Here is a 14558-nt window from a genome sequence, read left to right as displayed (position 1 = left end):
CTGCACCCCGCAGTCCTTTTTATGTGGAAGAAAAACGATACTCCGTCCATACTCTGGAACGCCAGCGCCTATACATAAAGATGCCTCTGACCCATTCATCCACGATAAAAGAAATCCAAACCCCGATGAGCCCCATTTCAAGCTGAATGCCTAACAAGTAAGCGATCGGAAGCCCGATTCCCCACATTGAAATCATCGCCATATACACTGGAAACTTCGCGTCACCAGCAGCCCGCAATGAATTAATAATGACCATATTAAAAGAGCGTCCCGGCTCTAAAATGATCGTCAATAGGAGAAGTGTGGCGGCGATTTGAATGATTTCATGATTGCTAGTGAAAAACGTAAGCAAATGCGTCGATGATAAAGATAAAGCAGTGGAAGAAAGAAGAGAGAGCGCAATGGCCCAGTATAAGCTTTTCATACATCTGCGGTAGGCCGCATCGAATTCTTTCGCTCCAATATGGCGCCCAATTAAAATCTGTGTGCCTTGGCTAATCGCTGCACCAAATAACATAATGAACATCATCAAATTTTGAGTGTAGACCTTTGCTACTAAAGCCTGCGTCCCCATAAATGTAATAAACAGTGTAATGATCATTTGAGAGCCGTTATAAGAAAGCTGCTCTCCAGCAGAAGGAATGCCAATTTTCAGCAGCTTTTTTAAATGCGTATGCTGGATGTGAAACATGCTCTTCAGCGAAAAGCGCAGTCCAATTCGGCGGCGGACAATGAGAATCATCGCCATCAATCCGATCAATCGAGCCAGCGAGGTTGAAAAGGCAACACCCATGACACCTAATACCGGAAAGCCAAACGGACCAAAGATGACCAAATAATTGCCGGCAACGTTTAGCAAATTCATTCCGATGGTGACATACATCGTGTCTCTTGTATATCCGTAGCTTTTTAAAATAGCACTATACGTCATAATAAGTGCTTGAATAAAAGAAAGCAGCCCGACAATTTGTAAAAAGACCGCCGCATCCGGCATGAGTTCACTTGATAAGCCCATCATGTGCAGAATGGGAACAGCTAACATAAACATGAGGAGACTAATGACAAAGCTGATCAAGAAGTTGGTCCCTAGTGAGACATAGGCGACTTGAGTCGCTTCCTGCTTGCGGTCAGCTCCTAGAAGCTGCGCAATCACAATGGTCGTTCCTGTTGTAATGAAGCTGAACATGACAATTAATAAATTCAGGAGCTGGTTGCTTACACCTACTGCGGCCACACTGTTATCAGAGTATTGGCTGAGCATAAGTGTATCAGCGCTTCCCATGAGCATATATAAAGAGATTTCGATAAAAATAGGCCAAGTTAATGCAAATAATGAAGGGTGCGTTTTCTCATCTTTGGCTTGAACCTTTTCATATGACAGGGTTTGAGATTTCATCACAAAGCCCCCTTTCGTATAAATCCGATTTATAGTGTACCTTGCATCGACTATAATAAGAAGAGATGAAACCGAAACTTATTGGAGAAATACGACTTCATAAGGGGATGAATATGAATCGATTTATTACTTTTACTGTACCGCCGTTTCCTATTTATATAGCTTCAGGTAAAGGGATATTTCATCAAGGAGAAAGACATATCTCAAGAACCTTTGCTGTATTTGATCTTCTCTATGTCACAAAAGGTGAACTATGGATGACAGAGGACGAGGAGGCTTTTCACGTAAAAGAAGGTGAATATATGATTCTCTCACCGGGCCTGTCTCATGGCGGACATCTGCCATGTGAAGAGGATACCTACTATGAGTGGCTTCATTTCTCAATTGACCGATTTGAGCTGACGAACCGGCCAAGAGAACACTGGATTGATATGAAACAAAACCAAGCCACCTTCGAAAAGCCGGCAACATATGAATTTAGCCTGCCTCGTTTAGGAAAAGTGAAGGGACGAAGTGTGTTAGAAAAACACCTTTCAGCGATGAGCGCATTAAATCATGATGCATCTGAACTTCCGCTGAAAAAACAGCTTCTATTTGAGGAACTGCTCATTCACCTGCAAAAGGAAGCATTTCATATTCCAAGTGCAAAGGAGACTGTCGCATCAGAAGTGGTTCACTATCTTGAGCATCACTTTATGGAGAAATTGCATATGGAGCAGCTTGCAGAGAAACTGCACTATCATCCTGACTACATGACAAGGTGTATGCAGACGGTGTACGGATTGACGCCAAACCAGTACAGCCATCGTCTCAAGATCGAAAAAGCTAAAAGCATGCTCGCCTCAACAAATGAAAAAATCGCATCCATTGCAGAGCATGTAGGCATTGACGACCCTACTTATTTTTCTAAGCTGTTTCGGCAAAATGAAGGCATGACGCCGATTGAGTACCGTCATCTAGCAAAAAGAACGACAAAGTAAAGGAACGTGAACAGATGAAAAGAGAAAAGGAAGAGCTTGTAAACATACGTCCATTAACCGAAACGGATTTAGAGGCAGTGTGGCATTTAAAATTTAAAGCACCAGACCAGTCCTATCGAAAATGGAATGCCCCTTATTTTTATGAACACGAAATCCCGCTTTCTGCATTTAAGAAACGTTACTTACAGGATGAATCCATTCCCCAAAAGCTATATGGCATTGAAATAGACGGTGATATCAAAGGTACCGTATCATATTATTGGGAGAATGAACGTACACGGTGGCTTGAATGCGGCATTGTCATTTATGACTCACGCTTTTGGAGCGGGGGCATTGGGACAAAGGCATTAAATCTATGGATTGATGTATTATTTACGCATATTGATATCCCTCGAATTGGTCTAACCACTTGGTCAGGGAATGAACGGATGATGCGGTGCGCAGAGAAATGCGGATTTGTCCTTGAGGGGAGACTGAGAAAGGTCCGTTATTATCAAGGAGAGTATTATGATTCGATGCGCTACGGAATGCTGAGAGAAGAATGGCGAAGCCTCCCGCGCAATATCCTCTGAATCATTATTTTTTAGGAAAAAAGCATCGTATAATGGAATGAACTGAAGAAGAAGGGTGGCAGATGAATGTGGGCTGGATCACTGGATGGTTTGTTTCTATTTTAGTCGCAATCTATCTATTGATAGATGCACCAAAACATGGGAAAAATAAATGGTTATGGTCTATTTTAGGTCTTTTATTCGGGCTCTTTGCATTTGGGATATACCTCATCAAAACAGGAAGAAAAGGATTGGGCTGGACAGTTCTGATCGTGTCCATCATCATCTATTCTATTGCTATACTAGCCTATGTCTTTTACTTCCTGTTGCTGATCATCGGATACTCAAACGCATCATAGAGAGCGCGTATACATAATAAGGGGGAGTTTAATCTTGAGAATAACGGGTCTATTCGTTTCACTTGCTGTTGCTATCTATTTATGGTTTGATGCGCCAAAGCATCACAAAGACAAATGGCTGTGGGCCATTTTAGGCGTGCTTTTTAGTACCATCGTACTCGGCATTTATTTGATCAAGACAGAGAGGAAGGGGCTGGGCTGGACGATCTTGATTTTAACCATCTTGTTTTATCTCATGCTGCTCATCTCTGTTTTAATCGGTGTAATTCTTTTTTATCAGGCGCCTTCATGAAGAAGGGCCTTTTTCTTTTACCTTTTGAGCCGGCACACCAGCAATGACGATCTGCTCTTCATGAAAGGAATGATTCACCACGGCATTTGCTCCAATTGAGATATGATTTGCAATATAAATGTCTCCAAACAGCTTAGCACCGGGCCCAATCCATACGTGATCTCCAATGGTTGGTACATCCTTTTCGGAATGGTTTTGACCAATATTCACCCCTTGATGAATATCACAAAATGCCCCAATTTTTGCGTGCTTATTTACAATTAAGAGGCCAGTATGATTGATTCTAAGGCCGGGGCCAAAGACGCCAATTGGGATATCAAAGCCAAGCTGCATCCCTTTCTTTTTATGTAAATAGCGGTAAAACCATTTGCGCAATGTAGCGCCGCTATTAGAATAGTATTCATATTTTCGTAAATACCTTTGATATTTCCATATATCGTCCCCAAACCATTTTGGCCTTCTGCGCGTGATAGCTAATGCTTTCTTATCCTGCGTTAAGTAATGGTGAAGATCGTGCTTTGTTAAAATCATCAAAATTCCCCTCTCCATCCCTTATGTTTCAGAGAAATTATACCACCCAAACCATTTATATCAAGAAAAAACAGTGTGATTTCTTCAATTTTCTACCTTCATTTCATCCAAATTTCTGCATAAAATGAGCGCTTTGAATTGAATAGAACAAATGAACCAGGAAAAATGATTTGTAATTTTTTTCAATGTCAATCCGTCTCATGCGTTCCATCTCCTTATGGCAGTAAGGTTTGTAAAAATTACTCGAAAATACTCATTAAAAAGAGAATATTGTATTCATATGCTTTTCGAATCATCTTTTTGAATACAATTGACTTTCCTATCTCACATCCTCTAGGCTAGTAAATGAAAATGATAATGATAATCTTTATCAATTGGAGGAGTGTTTTATTATGTCCATCAAAACCGTTTCTAAAAATCAGCAATTTTTAGAGCAGCAAAGTCAAAGAGAATCTAATGCAAGGTCTTACCCGAGACGGTTCCCATTAGCCATGCAAAAAGCCGAGGGCATGATCGTGACAGATGCGGATGGCAGAGAGTTTTATGACTGTCTAGCAGGTGCAGGAACACTTGCACTTGGCCACAATCATCCGGTTGTGATAGAAGCTATTGAACGTATGCTTCATGAAAAAAGGCCATTGCATACGTTGGACATAACCTCAGAAATTAAAGAAGAGTTTGTGAATGAAATTTTTTCTCACCTGCCAGAAGAGTTTGCAAAGAGAGCAAAAATTCAATTTTGTGGACCAACTGGCGGTGATGCCATAGAAGCTGCGATTAAATTAGTCAAGACAGCGACAGGAAATCGTTCCATTCTTTCTTTCCACGGTGCTTATCACGGTGCGACACATGGCACGATGTCATTAAGCGGGAATTTGTCTCCAAAGGAAAGAGTGCAAGGGTTAATCCCAGATGTGCATTTCATGCCTTATCCATATGAATATCGCTGCCCATTCGGAATTGGCGGGAAAGATTCACACCGCATTTCCAGCTCTTATATTGAGCGTGTATTAAATGATCCTGAAAGTGGTATTCTTCCGCCAGCAGGTATGATCTTTGAAGCAGTACAAGGTGAGGGAGGCTCAATTCCAGCATCTATTGAATGGATGCAAGAAATGAGAAGAATCACAAATGAAAAAGGTATTCCGCTCATCATCGATGAGGTTCAATCAGGCATTGGCCGAACAGGTAAGATGTTTGCTTTTGAACATGCAGGAATTGTGCCGGACGTCATTGTATTATCTAAAGCCATTGGTGGCAGCCTGCCGCTTTCAGTTGTGATTTATGATAAAGATTTGGATCAATGGAATCCAGGTGCACACATTGGCACATTTAGAGGAAATCAAATGGCAATGGCTGCAGGAACCGCTACGCTTAAATTTATAAAAGAAACGAATCTGCTTGATCATGTTGACCAGTTAGGGAATCGCATGCAGGCTCATCTAAAAGACATTCAAAAAAATGTACCTGCTATCGGTGATGTTCGAGGAAGAGGCTTAATGATTGGTGCTGAAATAGTTAATCCAGATGAAAAGCAGGATGTGGATGGAAGTTATCCAGCAAATCCTGAGCTAGCCAGTCTCATTCAAAAGAATTGCTTCGATAAAGGCTTAATTGTAGAGACAGGAGGCCGTTTCGGCAGCGTCATTCGATTCTTACCGCCATTGATCATGACAGAAGAACAGCTTGAACAAGTTATCGCTATTTTCAAAGAGGCCGTATACGATGCAATCAACTAAAGCTTCTGTGGATTCATTATTTATCAATCAAAGCCAGCTTGGAAGAGAGTCCTTCCAAGCGGCTCTTCATACATCTATCGACAGCTTACAGGACCAATGGCAAAAAGACCAAGGCCCATACAGTGGAATATTGCCTGGGAAATTAGCGGCTAGTGTCGAATCATTATTTCAGTTTCAACCGTCTGGCGAATCAATTGAATCTGTCTTTCAAGATATAAAGCAGCACCTTTTGCCACATCTGGTTGATGTATCGCATCCTAAATGCTTGGCACATTTGCATTGCCCGCCGCTTATACCTGCGCTTGCCGCAGAGGTGATAGTAAGTTCATTTAACCAATCAATGGATTCCTTCGATCAAAGCGGTATTGCATCTTTGGTTGAGGAGGAAATTCTAAAGTGGCTATGTGCGAAGTTTTCTTATGGAAATTTAGCAGATGGGACATTTACGAGCGGTGGAACCCAATCTAACTACATGGGGCTGCTTCTTGCAAGAGATGCTTTTTGTGAAAACACATGGCAATGGAATGTTCAGCAGAAAGGCTTGCCGAGTGAGGCTCACCGCATGAGAATTCTTTGCTCTAAGAATGCTCACTTCACTGTGAAGAAATCTGCATCCCAGCTAGGCTTAGGGGAGCAGGCGGTTGTTCTGATAGAGACAGATGAGCATCACCGCATGGACCTCAACGATTTGAAGAAGAAACTTGTTGAGTTAAAGGAGCAGGATCTCCTGCCTTTTGCGGTAGTGGCGACTTGCGGGACAACTGATTTTGGCAGTATTGACCCGGTTCGAGATGTGTATGACATCGTCAAGCCATATGGTCTGTGGATTCATGCAGATGCTGCCTACGGTGGAGCGCTTGTATTAAGTGAAAACTACCGAGATAAATTAGACGGTGTTGAGCTTGCTGATTCCATCACGATTGACTTTCATAAACAATTTTATCAGCCGATCTCTTGCGGGGCATTTTTGCTGAAGGATAAGAGACATTTCGGCTTGATCCATTATCATGCAGATTATCTTAATCCAAAAGAAGATGAACTGGATGGAATACTACATCTTGTCCATAAATCTGTCCAAACGACGCGCCGATTTGATGCACTGAAATTGCTTCTTTCTCTTCGTCTGATTGGGGAGGAAGGGTTTGGAGACATGATTGACCATACCATTGATTTTGCGAAGGATGTGGCTGCGCTTATCGAGAGCAATGATCACCTTGAAGTGATCAATCCTCAGCCAGAAATCAATGCAGTAGTGTTTCGATTTAAGGGTGCGGATGACATCAATAAAATCATCCATCGAACGCTATTCAAATCAGGAACTGCTGTCATTGCAAAAACAGTGGTGGATGGTCAAACATGCTTGAAATTCACTTTGTTAAATCCGAGAACGACAATCACACATATTGAGGAAATCCTTTCTGACATCGTTGATATCGGGATCGCTCATATTCAATCCGGGAGGGTACTACGTTGAGTCAATATAAACAAATGGCTGAAAATGCAACAATGCAAAGCTTTTTAAACTGTTTTTTACGTGAAACAGGAATCGATCGATCTGCAAAAAAAGAGACGAAAGCAGATGGTTCGCTTGTATTCGTGGCAAAACTAGCAAAGCAAGACCTTGAGCTTGTGATTCCGATCCGATACTTTTCATCTGTAGGCCGCCATTTCTTTGATTTTCCGATTCGCTTTCGTCCGAGTGGCAGCCAGCAAGAGGGGACGATCGTCGATTACACGACACTTGTTGCTTTATGTTCAAAGGAGCTTCTCATTGCATATGGCCGCACAGATGCAGAGGATGAATTCATGCTTCGCATCATTTTAAGCTGCAGAAATATTGAACGATTCTTACGGGAGAGAGAAAGTGATCAAGCTGCTTTATCTCAAGCTGATTTTGAGTACATCGAGGCTGAACAGTCACTTCTCCTTGGACATTTAACACATCCAACACCAAAAAGCAGACAAGGGATGACAGAAGAGGAGGAAGCCGTTTATTCTCCTGAGCTGAAAGGAGCTTTCCAGCTTCATTACTTTAAAGCGCACCATTCGATTGTGCTTCAGGATTCATCTATTTCACAACCTGCGGCAAGCCTCATGTTAGAAGAGCTTTCGCGTCAGGTTCCAGAAGAAACAGAGAGACTGAATAGGTTAACAGAAAACGGAGAATATGTGCTTATTCCGATTCATCCGCTGCAAGTCAAAGTGGTCATGGAGAAGGCATTCGTGAAGCGTTATATAGAGGAGGGGAAACTGACTTATTTAGGACCGCTCGGGTCTGAATACACAGCGACCTCATCCTTTAGAACGGTCTATCAAAAGGATTCTGCTTACATGCTCAAATTCTCTGTTCCTGTGAAAATTACAAACTCGTTACGCATCAATAAACAGAAGGAACTGGATCGAGGAGTAGAGATGTCCCGCATCTTAAAAACAGAATTAGGCGTTTCTTTATATGAAAAATTCTCTGGATTCCGGGTCATTGAAGATCCTGCATATCTCTCTATTCGAGGAGATGAAGCGGAATCTGGCTTTGAAGTGGTCATTCGTCAAAATCCATTCTTGCATCGTGAAAAAGGCGCAAGCTTAATTGCTGGGCTGTGTCAGGATCATGCGTACGGAGGAAAATCAAGGTTAGCAGGAATTATTCATAAACTTGCAGATACAGAAGGCCGGTCAACAGAAGCGGTCAGCCAAGATTGGTTTAAACAATACTTAACCATTTCGTTAAAGCCGATGCTCTGGCTGTTTGAAACATATGGTCTTGCACTTGAGGCCCATCAGCAAAATGCTGTTGTGCAAATGAAGGATGGTTATCCAGAGACTTTCTATTATCGTGACAACCAAGGCTACTACTATAGTGAATCAAAAAAAGATAAGCTCGCAAATCTAGTTCAAAACTTGAGCGTAAGAAGTGAAACCATTTGTGCGGATGATGTAGCCGTTGAGAGACTCCGTTATTATTTCTTCTTTAATCATTTATTTGGTCTCATTAATGGCTTTGGCACAGAAGGACTAGCAAAGGAAGAAGACTTGCTGGCACTCGTGAGAGATACATTGCTTGCTCATGAGGAGATGTACGGAGCTTCTGATCTGACAAACAGCCTTCTCCGTTCAAAAGAACTTCCTTCAAAAGCGAATTTGCTGACACGATTTGAAGATATGGATGAGCTGACAGGATCTCTGGAAACACAGTCTCGTTACACAGCTGTCTTGAATCCGCTCTTTTTACATAAGGAGGCGCTGATTGGATGAGGCATCGTATTAGGTTTATTCGTGCTGAATATGAAAGAGACGTCCAGCTTGTCCATAAGTGGATGCAAGAAGAGTATGTTCACCCATTTTGGCATTTGAATATTCCATTTCCTGATTTTGAAAAGCATTTTTATCAGGCAATACATGATCCGCATCAAACCCTTTATTTAGGCACGATTGATGGGACGCCAATGAGTTATTTTGAGGCTTACAACGTGAAAGGAGATATCATTGAATCCTACTATGAGCCTTCTCCGCATGATCAAGGCATCCACTTGTTAATAGGGGAGCCGGATTATGTGGGAAAAGGATTTGCTGCGCCGCTCCTACAGGCAATGACAGCATTTCAATTTGAGCAGAACAAACGAACAGAAAAAATCGTCGCTGAGCCGGATATTCGCAATGAAAAAATGATTCATGTATTTGAAAAATGCGGCTTTGAACGTGTAAAACCAGTCAATTTACCGGATAAAACAGGTCTTTTGATGTTTTGTGATCGAGAACGATTCGAAAGGAAGTATAACCATGACGCGGTTCAACAAGCAAAATAATATAGTGGATGTAATTGGGATCGGCATTGGCCCGTTTAACCTCGGACTTGCCGCATTATCTGAAGAGGTAAATGAGATCGACGCTTTGTTTTTTGAAAGAAGTGAAGCCTTTCACTGGCACCCAGGGATGCTCATTGAAGGGACGACACTGCAAGTCCCATTTTTAGCGGACCTTGTCAGTATGGCAGATGTGAAAAGCAAATATAGCTTCCTCAACTATTTGCAGGAACAAAACCGTTTGTATTCATTTTACTTTCTAGAGGACTTCCATATCCCGCGCAAGGAATACAGTCATTATTGCCGCTGGGTCGCTGACCAGTTAGACTCTTGCCGATTTGGCATGAATGTCGAATCTGTCTCACTGATTGAAAAGGCAGGGGAAAAGCGGTATGAAGTGCATGTCCGTCATGTGAAGGATCAAGCTGTAGAGGTGTTTGAAAGCAAACATCTCGTCTTGGGAATTGGCACGCAGCCCGCAGTGCCGGCATCGCTCCAGCCAGCTTTAGGAGAGAAGGTTTTTCACTCAGCTGACTATTTAAAACGAAAGAAAGAAGGCTGTTTCAAAGGGAAATCTGTAACAGTTATCGGCTCTGGTCAAAGTGCAGCAGAAGTGTTTTATGACATTTTATCAGATGATGAAGCGAAGGATATTCACTGGTTCACACGGTCAAAAGGATTTTTCCCAATGGAATATTCAAACCTAGGGCTTGAGTATTTCTCCCCTGACTATATTGATTTCTTTTATGAGCTTCCGCAAACAAAAAAGGATGCGTTATTAAAACAGCAAGACTTGCTGTATAAAGGCATCAGTTCGGCGATGATTCGTGATATTTATCATTTGCTTTATGAACGTTCTGCCTGCGGAAAGCAGCTGAACACAGTGCTTCAAGCTATGACGGAGGTCAACTTGATTGAGGAAACAGCGGGCGGATTATCACTTTCCTGCACGCAATGGGTCAACGAAGAATCCTTTACGCATGAGACGGATATTGTTGTATTGGCGACTGGCTATCAATCCGTTCTGCCGCCATTTATCAACCCTATTTCCCACCATATTCAATGGGATGATCAAGGACGTTTCCAAGTGGAACGTGAATATCGTTTGAAAACAAATACGATGGGTGAAAATGATATTTTTGTACAAAATGCAGAGCTTCATACACATGGGGTCGGCGCTCCTGATTTGGGGCTGGGGGCTTATCGAAACAGTGTGATCATCAATGAACTTGCTCGTCAAACCGTGTATCCACTTTATCAAAAGCACGTCTTCCAGACATTTGGTACACACAAGAACGCACACACATTTGAAGAAATCAAAGGTTAAGGAGGATGAAGCGATGAGTGTACAAGATGAATTGAAAAAAGCGGTGAATCCTGCTGCTTGGAAAAAGGCAAACCAGCGTATGGTGGCAAAAATGCTGTCCGAATACATGTATGAGGACATGCTTCATCCTGTCGAGCTGGATCGTAAGGATGGCATTGCCCAGTATGAATTAATCATTCATGAACATAAGAAATATCGTTATCTGGCAAAACCTCGGTTGTTTGATAGTTTTGATACAATCGCTGAATCAATTGAGTGCTGCCAGGATGGAAAATGGTCAAAGGATGTCAGTGCCATTGTGTTTTTACTAGACATTCAGCCGATCATTCCAATGTCCTCTGACACAACAGGCCATCTTATCAAAGAGCTTCACCATACTTTGTTAGCCGATGTCCATTTGCTGTCGAAAAAAGCACTTCGTGCGGATGAGCTGACAGATACGGATTATGCATGGATTGAAGGAGAAATGACAGGCCATCCTTGGATTGTGTATAACAAAGGGCGTATAGGATTCAGCTACGATGATTACTTAGCCTATGCACCAGAACGTCAAGAATGTGTACAGCTGTCTTGGATTGCTGTACACAGGGAGCTTGCGACATTCCATGCAGTCGATCATGAAAACTATGAACAGGTAATCGCCAAAGAATTAGATGAAGTCACGATTCGTCAATTTCAACGTGTGTTAAAGGATGAAGGACTGAATGCAGCTGACTATTATATGATGCCTGTCCATCAGTGGCAGTGGACGCATATGATTATTCAGCATTTCCCGGAAGATTTAGCCTTGCGCCGGATTGTGTATTTAGGAGAGGGGCTGGATCAATATATCCCGCAGCAGTCGATCAGAACCTTTACAAATATCTCAAATAAAGGCAAGCATCATATTAAACTGCCAATGAGTATTTTAAATACACTTGTGTACCGTGGACTCCCATCAGAACGTACGGTCATTGCCCCGCGCATTACAGCACATATTAAAGGGATTGCTGATCAAGACTCATTTTTATCTGATGTCTGCCGCGTCATTTTACCAGGTGAGAATGCAAGTATCAATGTCGATCATCCATACTACAGCAAACTGCCTGGTGCGCCGTATCAATATCTCGAGATGCTCGGTGTCATTTTTAGAGAAAGTATCTATACGTACTTAGAAGAAGGGGAAAGCACTGTTACACTTGCGGCACTCACATATGAGGATCATGAAGGAGAGCCGTATATCAAGCAGCTGATTGAAAAATCAGGTCTCTCCGCAAAAGAATGGATGGCGAAGTTTTTCCATGTCGTGATGCCGCCACTTTTGCACTTTATGTATCAATACGGCACAGTCTTTTCACCGCATGGTCAAAATACGATTCTAGTGTTAAAAAATCATGAGCCGCATCGTTTAGCGATCAAAGATTTTGTTGATGATGTGAATATAAGTGACCAGCCGCTGCCTGAATTAGCTTCACTAGAAGAAGATTTAAAAGAAGTGCTGCGCAGTGAGCCGCCAGAAGGTCTAGTACAATTTATTTTTACAGGATTATTTATTTGCAATCTACGCTATGTATCCAATGTATTAGACAATCACGATCTGTTAGATGAAACGACTCTTTGGCGTTTGCTTGCTGAAGAAATTCAGCAGTATCAAAATCAATTTCCACAGCTAAAAGACCGTTTTGAATTATTTGATCTATTCCAGCCGAAGCTGACAAAGCTTTGCTTAAATCGTAATCGAATGATTGATTATGGCTATGGAGATGGAGATGACCGCCCGCATGCATCAGAGCATGGAAAGGTCACAAACGCACTCGCTCATGTTCTTTCGACAGTTGGAGAGAAGTAATAGAAAAGCTGTAGACATCAAGTGTCTACAGCTTGTTTGTTTTTTAAGAAAATGCTTGAGAGGCAAGGAAATAGAATAGGGAGGGATCATTTAGTTTTTCTTTCCCGCGAATCATCATAAAATGCGCTACGTTTGTTTTCGTAAATCCTGCTTCAACAAGTGTTTCATGCAGACGCTCAGCAGTTTCTTCCTGCATATCTAAACGAATCGCACCTGGATAAGACGAGATGAGTGATTGGATGAGCGCGAGCGCCGTTTGTTCATCGTTTGCTGCAAGCGGTCCAATCATGAGATTAGCAGGGGTTTCGATGCCAAATGCAAATCCAGTTGTTTCATGATGTTCATTCTGTGCGATCAGCCGGAACGATGCTCGATCCATTCGCTTTCTTATAAAGCTTGATCGATTGGTACCTGAACCTTTTTCGTCAAGTGCTTCAATAGACGGAAGGTCCGCTTCATCAGCAGGAGAAAGGTGAATCCCACCTGACACACGAAAAGCCGATGGATTCGTGCTCTGTGCTTTGTATGTATGAATGTAGCCGGCCGTTTGAAATCCGATTTTTTCGTAAACGGGCTGTCCTTGTACAGTAGCAGTTAAAACGACAGGAACGCTTTGATCGCTCCGGCGAAGCAGGGTGTCAATCATTTTCCGTGCAAGGCCTAAGCCGCGATGCGTCTCAGATACAATCACAGCACCAATTGATGCTGCCTTATCATATTGGAAAAGTCCCGCACATGAGATGACTTGTCCATCCGTTGTTGAAAAACCAGTAAAATATCCGTTTGTTAATAGAGATGTAAGCTCATCCGCATTGTAATCAGGCCAATCGACCTCTTTTGACAATGCGATAAGATCGGGTATGTCATCGAGTGTTAATGTTCGTTGTACAACGTTTGTCAATACACGCCACTCCTTCTTAGCTGATTTCATCTATATGTATCGTACCATAAGAAAGCATAAGAAAAAGGAAAAGGGAGATCCTTTTCCTTTTGTCCTCTTATTAATAATTCAGGTCACGGTTGTATTCATATTCAAAGGTGAGCTGCAAGTTTTTAATCGACACGACACCTACTTTAATTAATCGTCCACCGATAAGCTGAGGGACCTCTATGGCGTTGAAAGAAACAAAAAAGCGGTCTTTTGCTGGAACCTGACTTGTTTTATAGGAAGAGATATCGACCTTTTGACCGTTCCAAGGTACATTCACTGCTCCGCCTTTTAAAGAAGAAACGGTGAAAACATAATTGTGTGCGTTTGTACTGCCTTTATCAGCCTCTAATGAAAGACCAGTCACGACAGCATCCTGCGGCAGGCTGCTTAAATCAAAATTAGAATTTGGAGAACCGGCTTCATTGAAGCTGTTGAGTGTGGCTGGCGACCCATATCGTTTGAGTGTTGCTTTTTCAATGCTTTTATCAAAGACAATGCGGTACATTTTATCTTCTTCATTTAGTAATTGTTTAGGCTTAACCGCTAGGTAGTAATCCGTACTGGCGGCAATTTTCGGCATATGAATGATCTCATTTTGGTTGTATGTCCGCACAGAGGAAGACACAAGCGCGCCGTCCTTATTGTAAAGATAGAGATCAAAATCATTTCCTGACTTTACATTCACAAGTTTAATGGAAAAACGACCGTCCGCACCATCAAATTTGGAACTGGTGAAATGGTAAAAGTCGACGTCATCTATAGAAGAAATACTTCCCTCGTGATATAAATAAGATTTATTCAAATAAAGAGAAGGCTGCAGGAAC

14 protein-coding genes are annotated in these 14558 nt (G+C 42.1%); 10 read left to right on the top strand and 4 right to left on the bottom strand.

Going from position 1 to position 14558, the window contains the following annotated elements; genetic code table 11:
* Positions 1 to 19: 19 nt before the first annotated feature.
* Entirely contained in the window at positions 20 to 1396 is a 1377-nt protein-coding gene (locus V6Z54_RS02130; protein WP_338527648.1) for an MATE family efflux transporter, read from the bottom strand.
* Between the two features lie 113 nt (positions 1397 to 1509).
* Between V6Z54_RS02130 and V6Z54_RS02125 the strand changes: the two genes are divergently transcribed.
* The 4 genes from V6Z54_RS02125 (at position 1510) to V6Z54_RS02110 (ending at position 3578) form a co-directional block, all read left to right on the top strand.
* Entirely contained in the window at positions 1510 to 2376 is an 867-nt protein-coding gene (locus V6Z54_RS02125) for an AraC family transcriptional regulator (RefSeq protein ID WP_338527647.1), read from the top strand.
* Positions 2377 to 2390: 14 nt separating this feature from the next.
* A complete protein-coding gene (locus V6Z54_RS02120) occupies positions 2391 to 2948 on the top strand; it encodes a GNAT family protein (RefSeq protein ID WP_058838824.1) in 558 nt (185 codons plus the stop codon).
* Between the two features lie 62 nt (positions 2949 to 3010).
* Positions 3011 to 3286: a hypothetical protein gene (locus tag V6Z54_RS02115; RefSeq protein ID WP_058838825.1), complete on the top strand. Its 276-nt coding sequence runs from the start codon at positions 3011 to 3013 to the stop codon at positions 3284 to 3286.
* A 34-nt stretch (positions 3287 to 3320) separates the two neighbouring features.
* A complete protein-coding gene (locus V6Z54_RS02110; RefSeq protein WP_039177699.1) occupies positions 3321 to 3578 on the top strand; it encodes a hypothetical protein in 258 nt (85 codons plus the stop codon).
* Here V6Z54_RS02110 and V6Z54_RS02105 read toward each other — a convergent pair.
* Positions 3573 to 4109: a serine acetyltransferase gene (locus tag V6Z54_RS02105; RefSeq protein ID WP_041089754.1), complete on the bottom strand. Its 537-nt coding sequence runs from the start codon at positions 4107 to 4109 to the stop codon at positions 3573 to 3575. The two genes, V6Z54_RS02110 and V6Z54_RS02105, sit on opposite strands and share 6 nt — an antisense overlap.
* A 392-nt stretch (positions 4110 to 4501) precedes the next feature.
* On the opposite strand from V6Z54_RS02105, the gene V6Z54_RS02100 reads away from it, so the two are divergent.
* Genes V6Z54_RS02100 through V6Z54_RS02075 form a run of 6 tightly spaced genes read left to right on the top strand, consistent with a single transcriptional unit; the run spans position 4502 to position 12803 of the window.
* Entirely contained in the window at positions 4502 to 5848 is a 1347-nt protein-coding gene (locus V6Z54_RS02100) for an aspartate aminotransferase family protein (protein ID WP_058838826.1), read from the top strand.
* Entirely contained in the window at positions 5835 to 7322 is a 1488-nt protein-coding gene (locus V6Z54_RS02095) for an aspartate aminotransferase family protein (RefSeq protein WP_338527646.1), read from the top strand. The genes V6Z54_RS02100 and V6Z54_RS02095 overlap by 14 nt, the downstream gene beginning before the upstream one ends.
* The gene (locus V6Z54_RS02090; protein ID WP_338527645.1) at positions 7319 to 9100 is read left to right on the top strand and encodes an IucA/IucC family protein; all 1782 of its coding nucleotides are present in this window, start codon (positions 7319 to 7321) and stop codon (positions 9098 to 9100) included. Before V6Z54_RS02095 ends, V6Z54_RS02090 begins: the two co-directional genes overlap by 4 nt.
* Positions 9097 to 9651 (top strand): GNAT family N-acetyltransferase, encoded by a 555-nt coding sequence (locus V6Z54_RS02085; protein WP_041089763.1) that lies wholly within the window; start codon positions 9097 to 9099, stop codon positions 9649 to 9651. The genes V6Z54_RS02090 and V6Z54_RS02085 overlap by 4 nt, the downstream gene beginning before the upstream one ends.
* Positions 9626 to 10975 (top strand): lysine N(6)-hydroxylase/L-ornithine N(5)-oxygenase family protein, encoded by a 1350-nt coding sequence (locus tag V6Z54_RS02080; protein ID WP_073979859.1) that lies wholly within the window; start codon positions 9626 to 9628, stop codon positions 10973 to 10975. Before V6Z54_RS02085 ends, V6Z54_RS02080 begins: the two co-directional genes overlap by 26 nt.
* A 13-nt stretch (positions 10976 to 10988) precedes the next feature.
* Positions 10989 to 12803 carry an IucA/IucC family siderophore biosynthesis protein gene (locus V6Z54_RS02075; RefSeq protein WP_338527644.1) on the top strand — a complete coding sequence of 605 codons (1815 nt, stop codon included), beginning with the start codon at positions 10989 to 10991 and terminating at the stop codon, positions 12801 to 12803.
* A gap of 43 nt (positions 12804 to 12846) precedes the next feature.
* Here V6Z54_RS02075 and V6Z54_RS02070 read toward each other — a convergent pair whose 3' ends face one another.
* Together V6Z54_RS02070 and V6Z54_RS02065 are read right to left on the bottom strand one after the other, a co-directional pair.
* Positions 12847 to 13704 carry a GNAT family N-acetyltransferase gene (locus V6Z54_RS02070; protein ID WP_269103968.1) on the bottom strand — a complete coding sequence of 286 codons (858 nt, stop codon included), beginning with the start codon at positions 13702 to 13704 and terminating at the stop codon, positions 12847 to 12849.
* Positions 13705 to 13804: 100 nt separating this feature from the next.
* On the bottom strand, positions 13805 to 14536 hold the full coding sequence (locus V6Z54_RS02065) for an anti protein (RefSeq protein ID WP_338527643.1): 732 nt from the start codon (positions 14534 to 14536) through the stop codon (positions 13805 to 13807).
* Positions 14537 to 14558: the final 22 nt, after the last annotated feature.

This window comes from Bacillus sp. MAG717A, from assembly GCF_036884855.1.
In the GTDB taxonomy this organism is placed as follows: domain Bacteria; phylum Bacillota; class Bacilli; order Bacillales; family Bacillaceae; genus Bacillus; species Bacillus safensis.
This window is presented reverse-complemented; position numbering and strand designations above follow the sequence as displayed.